This window comes from Candidatus Salinivivens marinus, assembly GCF_965655845.1.
In the GTDB taxonomy this organism is placed as follows: Bacteria; Pseudomonadota; Alphaproteobacteria; order Rhodobacterales; family Rhodobacteraceae; genus Salinivivens; species Salinivivens marinus.
Map to the genome: position 1 here is coordinate 1 of NZ_CBFHHX010000021.1, position 5,851 is coordinate 5,851.

5 protein-coding genes are annotated in these 5,851 nt (G+C 42.0%); all 5 read right to left on the bottom strand.

All coding sequences use genetic code 11. The features are described 5' to 3' along the window. Nucleotides 1-102 precede the first annotated feature (102 nt). The 5 genes from ACTF5Q_RS11850 to pncA all read right to left on the bottom strand — a co-directional run bounded on the left by ACTF5Q_RS11850 (nt 103) and on the right by pncA (nt 5,794). The gene (locus tag ACTF5Q_RS11850) at nt 103-1,023 is read right to left on the bottom strand and encodes an ABC transporter permease (RefSeq protein ID WP_438954807.1); all 921 of its coding nucleotides are present in this window, start codon (nt 1,021-1,023) and stop codon (nt 103-105) included. Next, nucleotides 1,020-2,000, bottom strand: a complete 981-nt coding sequence (locus ACTF5Q_RS11855) for an ABC transporter permease (RefSeq protein WP_438954808.1) — start codon at nt 1,998-2,000, stop codon at nt 1,020-1,022. The genes ACTF5Q_RS11850 and ACTF5Q_RS11855 overlap by 4 nt, the downstream gene beginning before the upstream one ends. 84 nt (nt 2,001-2,084) lie before the next feature. Next, nucleotides 2,085-3,683: an ABC transporter substrate-binding protein gene (locus ACTF5Q_RS11860; protein WP_438954809.1), complete on the bottom strand. Its 1,599-nt coding sequence runs from the start codon at nt 3,681-3,683 to the stop codon at nt 2,085-2,087. A gap of 223 nt (nt 3,684-3,906) precedes the next feature. Next, nucleotides 3,907-5,199, bottom strand: a complete 1,293-nt coding sequence (gene pncB, locus ACTF5Q_RS11865; RefSeq protein ID WP_438954810.1) for a nicotinate phosphoribosyltransferase — start codon at nt 5,197-5,199, stop codon at nt 3,907-3,909. Further along, complete coding sequence (gene pncA, locus ACTF5Q_RS11870; RefSeq protein ID WP_438954811.1) at nt 5,192-5,794, bottom strand: bifunctional nicotinamidase/pyrazinamidase; 603 nt, start codon at nt 5,792-5,794, stop codon at nt 5,192-5,194. The genes pncB and pncA overlap by 8 nt, the downstream gene beginning before the upstream one ends. Between the last annotated feature and the right edge of the window lie 57 nt (nt 5,795-5,851).

Consider the following 5,851-nt stretch of genomic DNA (forward strand, 5'->3'; position numbering starts at 1 on the left):
AGAGAAATATCCACGCCATTTATAATGTCATGCCATTTTTCATCAGAAAAGCCCTGTATTTTGAGGCCCTTAATTTCGAGAAGAATTTCTCCCTTTTTACTCTTACTGTTCATCTCGAATACCGCTCGTCTTATGTAAAAACCAATCAACTACGAAGTTCACTGCAACAGTTAAGAGTGCAATAGCGGCGGCTGGCAACAGGGGAGTTAAACCTGCCTTAATGTCATACTGTGCAAATTGAATGAGCGATGCATTCTCACGGACCATTGAACCCCAGTCAGCGGTGGGTGGTTGAATACCCACTCCTAAAAACGATAATGCTGCAATGGTTAGAAAAACGAAGCAGAATCTTAAACCAAATTCTGCAATAAGAGGTGGCATTATATTTGGCAAAATCTCTCTTCGCATAATCCAGATCAAACCTTCACCACGTAATCTCGCGGCCTCTACGTAATCCATGACCACCACGTTAATAGACACAGCACGAGTTAAACGAAAAACACGCGTGCTATCCAAGACGGCTATGATAATTATTAGATTGGTTACTGTAGAACCAAAAATTGATAACAAGACTAGTGCAAAAATTAAACTTGGAATCGCCATCAAAACATCAACAGTACGGCTTAGAAGCTGATCAAGCCACCCCCTCGCAATCGCAGCAGCCAAACCCAAAATACCCCCGATAATAAAAGCAAGCGCGGTTGTTGCGACTGCTATGCCAACCGTATTCCTAGCTCCATAAATTAGCCTTGAAAAAATATCACGGCCTATTTGATCAGTTCCAAATATAAACTCTGAACTCCATGGGGCGTAAGGTATAGGGAAAACTTCTGCTTCGCCATGCGGTGCAATCAACGGAGCAAACAATGCAACGACAACATATATCAAAATTACCAATAGACCGAACTTTGCAGTCATTGGAGATTTTGCCAGATCTAACCTTATCCGAGCCCAGCGCGTTCGTCTTTGTTGAAAATCACCAACTTCACCAAGGGCGGAATATGTTTCACTATCAGTTTTCATTTTGGGTGCAATAACCTTGGGTTAGTAATAATACCTATGATATCTGCTAAAAGATTTAACAAAATATAAGTGATTGCAAAAATGAGAGCACATCCTTGTACTACTGGAATATCTCTAGTAGCAACGGCGTCGACCATAAGTTGTCCCACGCCCGGATAAACAAAAACTACTTCAACAACAACCACGCCTACCACTAAATAGGCAAGATTAAATGCAATTACCGTTGCAATCGGAGCCCACGCATTTGGAAGAGCGTGCTTAATTATTATTTCTGATTGAGATGCCCCTGAAAGTCGTGCCATTTGAATATAGGGACTTGCCAATAAATTAATAATTGCTGCTCTAGTCATCCGCATCATATGAGCAACTATCACAAGTGTAAGCGTGAGCGCCGGCAAAGCACTCTTATAGATTCTCTCACTCAGCACTGTATCTGCATCAACATTAGCGAGAGACGGGAAGATCGGCCAAAGAGAGGAGAGTGTTAGAATCAAGATATAAGCAACAAAAAATTCAGGGAAAGATATTGTCGTAAGTGTAGCTGTATTTACTGATCGGTCGTAAAATGAGTTCCTGTAAAGTGCACTAGTTACCCCCAAAACCAATGAGATAGGAACCGCTATAATCGCCGTCATTGAAGCCAAAAACAGCGTATTAGAAAGCCTTGGTGCGATTAAATCAATGACTTCCCTTGAGCGATCAACGCCTGAAGCATTCCTACCAGAAAACGAAGTTCCCAAATCTCCTTGAACGGCACCCGCGATCCATTGGAGATAGCGTAAATGGGGAGGCTGATCCAAGCCTAATTCTTTGGATATAGCTGCCATATTTGCCTGCGTGGCTGACTGACCGAGAATAACCTGGCTGAAATCACCAGGCAGCAACTCAATGGCGGAAAAAATTACTAAAGAAACGACAAAAAGAGTAGCTATTCCAAGAGCAATTCGCTCTAAGATTGTTCTTATAACAGGGTGCAAATAGTACCGCCTTAATTTTAGATAAACGTAAATCTAATGAGGGCCAGCAAAACGTTGCTGGCCCGCTTTAATTCATGAACTCAATTAGGCAAACCACCAACGTTCAACACACTTCGCGCCGTCACTATCCCAGTTACCGGCGATGTTTTCCTCTGTAGCAATTGCTTTTGAATTCGCACTTACATAATTATTGAAGAGTGGGCAGATTGTACCACCATCATCATAAATCAAGCGCTGACATTCAGCATAGATTTCTCTACGCTTATTGTCATCCAACTCCGCTCGCCCTTCTTTAACAAGTGCGTTAAATTTTGCAGATGCATCAGTACCTTTCCAAGCCGTATCATTCCAGTCTGTGTCATTCGTGTAAGCGGCAGAAAACATCCAATCTTCAGTTGGCCGTCCACCCCAGTAACATGCACACCATCCTTTGGCATCATTATTCCAGACATTTGACCAGTAACCGTCACGAGGCTCTCTAATAACCTCTATATCAATCCCTGCTTCAGCAGCAGAGTTAGCCATTAGTTGAGCCGCATCAACTGCCCCTGCAAATGCTGCGTCTGAAGCCGACAATTGAATTTTTCCAGAATGACCAGACTTCTTATAATGATAAGCTGCCTTATCTGCATCAAATTCACGCTGAGGCAGGTCGGCATTGTGGAATCGGTTTGCAGTTGAAATTGGATGGTCGTTACCAACTGCACCATAGCCAAGAAGTATTTTGTCTACTAATTCCTGACGACGGATTGACCATTTTAAAGCCATTCTTAAATCATAATCACCAAATGGATCTACGCTGAGCCTCATTGGAAATGTATAGTGGGCCGTACCAGTAATATCCATGATGTTGATATCCGGGTTGCGCTTGAAGAGATTGATCGTTTTCAAGTCTACGCGGTCCATTGCATCAATTTCACCGTTCATTAGAGCATTTTGACGAGCTGTAGGGTCAATAATTGATATTAGCTCTACTTCATCAAAGTGCGCTCTGCCCTCTTTCCAATAGTTGGGATTACGCTTTAGAACAGACTTCACGCCAGGGTCAAAAGATTGGAGTATGTAGCCACCAGTCCCAACTCCCGAAGTCATATCACCCGCTGGGCGGATCGAAATGTGATAGTCGCTTACTATAAATGGAAAGTCTGCATTTGCACTTTCCAGTTCAAAAATTACGCGATTTTTCCCGTCGGCAGTTAAAGATTTTACTGCTGTTAACAGCCCTGAAGCTGCTGAACCAGAGTCTTCACCCATATGGTGATTGTATGAGGCAATAACGTCTTCTGACGTCATAGTTTTTCCATTATGGAATTCCACACCTTGTCGTAAATCAAAGACCCATCGCTTACCATCATCAGACTCAAAACTTTCTGCTAGCTCTGGAATTAACTGTCCATCATTACCCACTTCGGTGAGGTGGTTTCCAAACGTATAGCCATTTATAAGTGTATAATGGTTTTCTGACGTCCCCGAATCAAGAGTATCAGTGGTAGAGCCATGAGCGATACCCATCCTAAACTTACCACCCTTTTTCGGTGTTGCTGCTTGCAATTGATTAGCTAAACCAAGAGCTGTAGGAACCGCTACCCCTGTAGCAATTGCTGAGGTAATAAACTGGCGGCGATCTATTACACCGAGCTTATATTTAAGTTCCTGATTTTTCAGATAATCCTCTTTTTTCATTTAAAATCTCCCAATTTCAAAGTGCTGGTTTTGTCATTATAAAATAATAAAACCTTCGCTGACATATTGATTGTTGTTTACCGCGGTCCATAATTCAAGAAAAACTTTTATTATTACCAATAAGATCTCAAGTTTTTACATCTTACCATGCGCAAATATGTATATCAGTAGTTTGAACACACTTGGTACTGCTAATAACTTTGAGTAATGACCATTTCTAAAGCTAAATATCGATTCGTGATGCTTCCTGAGCGCCAACAAGAAAAACGCGCCTGTATCGCTCGATCTCGGTTAGAGGCCCAGTGGCTTTATTTGGATTATCAGAAAGTTTTACAGTAGGGCGCCCATTTACTGATGCTGCTTTACAAACTAAAGAGAATGCATCCAGTCGACCCCCACTTACTAGATTCCTAAAATCGTTGGTTAAATTTGTACCCCACCCAAAGGATACATTTACCTCTTTAGAAAACTCCTGATGCAAATCCAAAATCTGATTAACATCCAAGCCATCAGAAAAAATGAGTAGTTTTTCTTTCGGATCTTCTCCCTTTGAATGCCACCATTTGATCGCCCTTCTTGCCCCAAGTCTCGGATCTCCACTATCTATCCGCATTCCGGTCCAACTCGAAAGCCAGTCTGGGGCATTTTTTAGAAACCCTTCAGTACCATAAGTGTCTGGCAAAATAATTCTTAAATTCCCATCATGTTCTTCACGCCAGTCCTCTAACACCTTGTATGGGGCCATCGCTAACTCTTCATCACTCTCAGCCAATGCACAGTATACCATTGGAAGCTCGTGCGCATTTGTTCCAATCGCCTCAATATCTCTTTTCATCGCGATGGAGCAGTTGGACGTACCTATAAATGATTCTCCAAGACCCTCCTGCATTGCCTGAACTGACCAATCTTGCCATAGGTATGAATGGCGTCGTCTTGTGCCAAAGTCGGCAATCTTTAAGTTTTTTAGCCCCTTTAGTTTCTCTATCTTTTCCCAAAGCTTTGTCATCGCTCTCGCATATAAAATCTGGAGCTCAAAGCGATCCATTGTGTCAAGAACTGCCCTCCCCCTCAGTTCCATTAGAACTGATAAAGCGGGCACCTCCCATAACATTACCTCTGGCCAACTGCCCTCAAATGTAAGTTCGTACTGACCCTTAACTTTTTCTAAATGATACGGTGGAAGCCTCAACCCCTCAAACCATTCCATAAAGTCAGATCTAAACATTTGGCGTCTGCCATAAAACGTATTACCCCGTAACCATGTACTTTCCCCGCGAGTCAGCGATAAGCTTCTAATGTGATCTAATTGCTCTCGTAGTTCACCCACATCCACGAGCTCTGCCAATAAAATATTCGAAGAACGATTAATCAAACTGAAAGTAACATTTGTGTTGGGCTTGTTCCGGTAGATCGATTGACACATCAAAAGTTTATAGAAATCTGTATCTATTAGGGACCGCACAATGGGGTCTATCTTCCATTTGTGGTTCCAAACCCTAGTGGCTATATCAACCATTTACCAAGTTAACCCCTGCTTTTGACATCTCATCTATCGCTGCATTCAGCGAACCATCAGAATCTATCCCACGAGCCATATCAAGCCTAACGGTGACAGCATATCCTAATTTTGCAGCATCTAAAGCTGAAAAAGCTACACAGTAATCAGTAGCAAGACCTACTAAAGTTAACTTAGTCACCTCACGGTTTTTTAAATATCCATGCAAACCTGTTGGGGTAACTTTGTCATTCTCAAAAAAAGCAGAATAACTATCTACCGCAGGATTTGAACCCTTACGGATAATAACATCGGCCCTTGTGTGGTTTAAATCTGGATGGAATCTTGCACCCATCGAACCTTGAATGCAATGATCAGGCCAAAGAACTTGATCACCGTACAACATTTCAACAATATCGAAGGGTTTTTTGTTTTCGTGAGACGAGGCAAATGATTTATGATCATTAGGGTGCCAATCTTGGGTTAAAACTACTGTACTAAATTTGTCCATCGCTGCATTAATTGGCTGAACTATCGTGTCACCTCCAGCAACAGCAAGAGCGCCTTTTGGACAAAAGTCGTTTTGAACATCAATAACTAAAAGAGCTTCGGACAATACAAATTCCTTTTCTTTATTCCTGACTAAATATTATCAAGGATACAATGTATATTT

Coding starts and splice junctions, on each gene's coding strand:
- ACTF5Q_RS11850 (WP_438954807.1), bottom strand. CDS start 1,023: ATGAAAACTGATAGTGAAACATATTCCGCCCTTGGTGAAGTTGGTGAT.
- ACTF5Q_RS11860 (WP_438954809.1), bottom strand. CDS start 3,683: ATGAAAAAAGAGGATTATCTGAAAAATCAGGAACTTAAATATAAGCTC.
- pncB (WP_438954810.1), bottom strand. CDS start 5,199: ATGGTTGATATAGCCACTAGGGTTTGGAACCACAAATGGAAGATAGAC.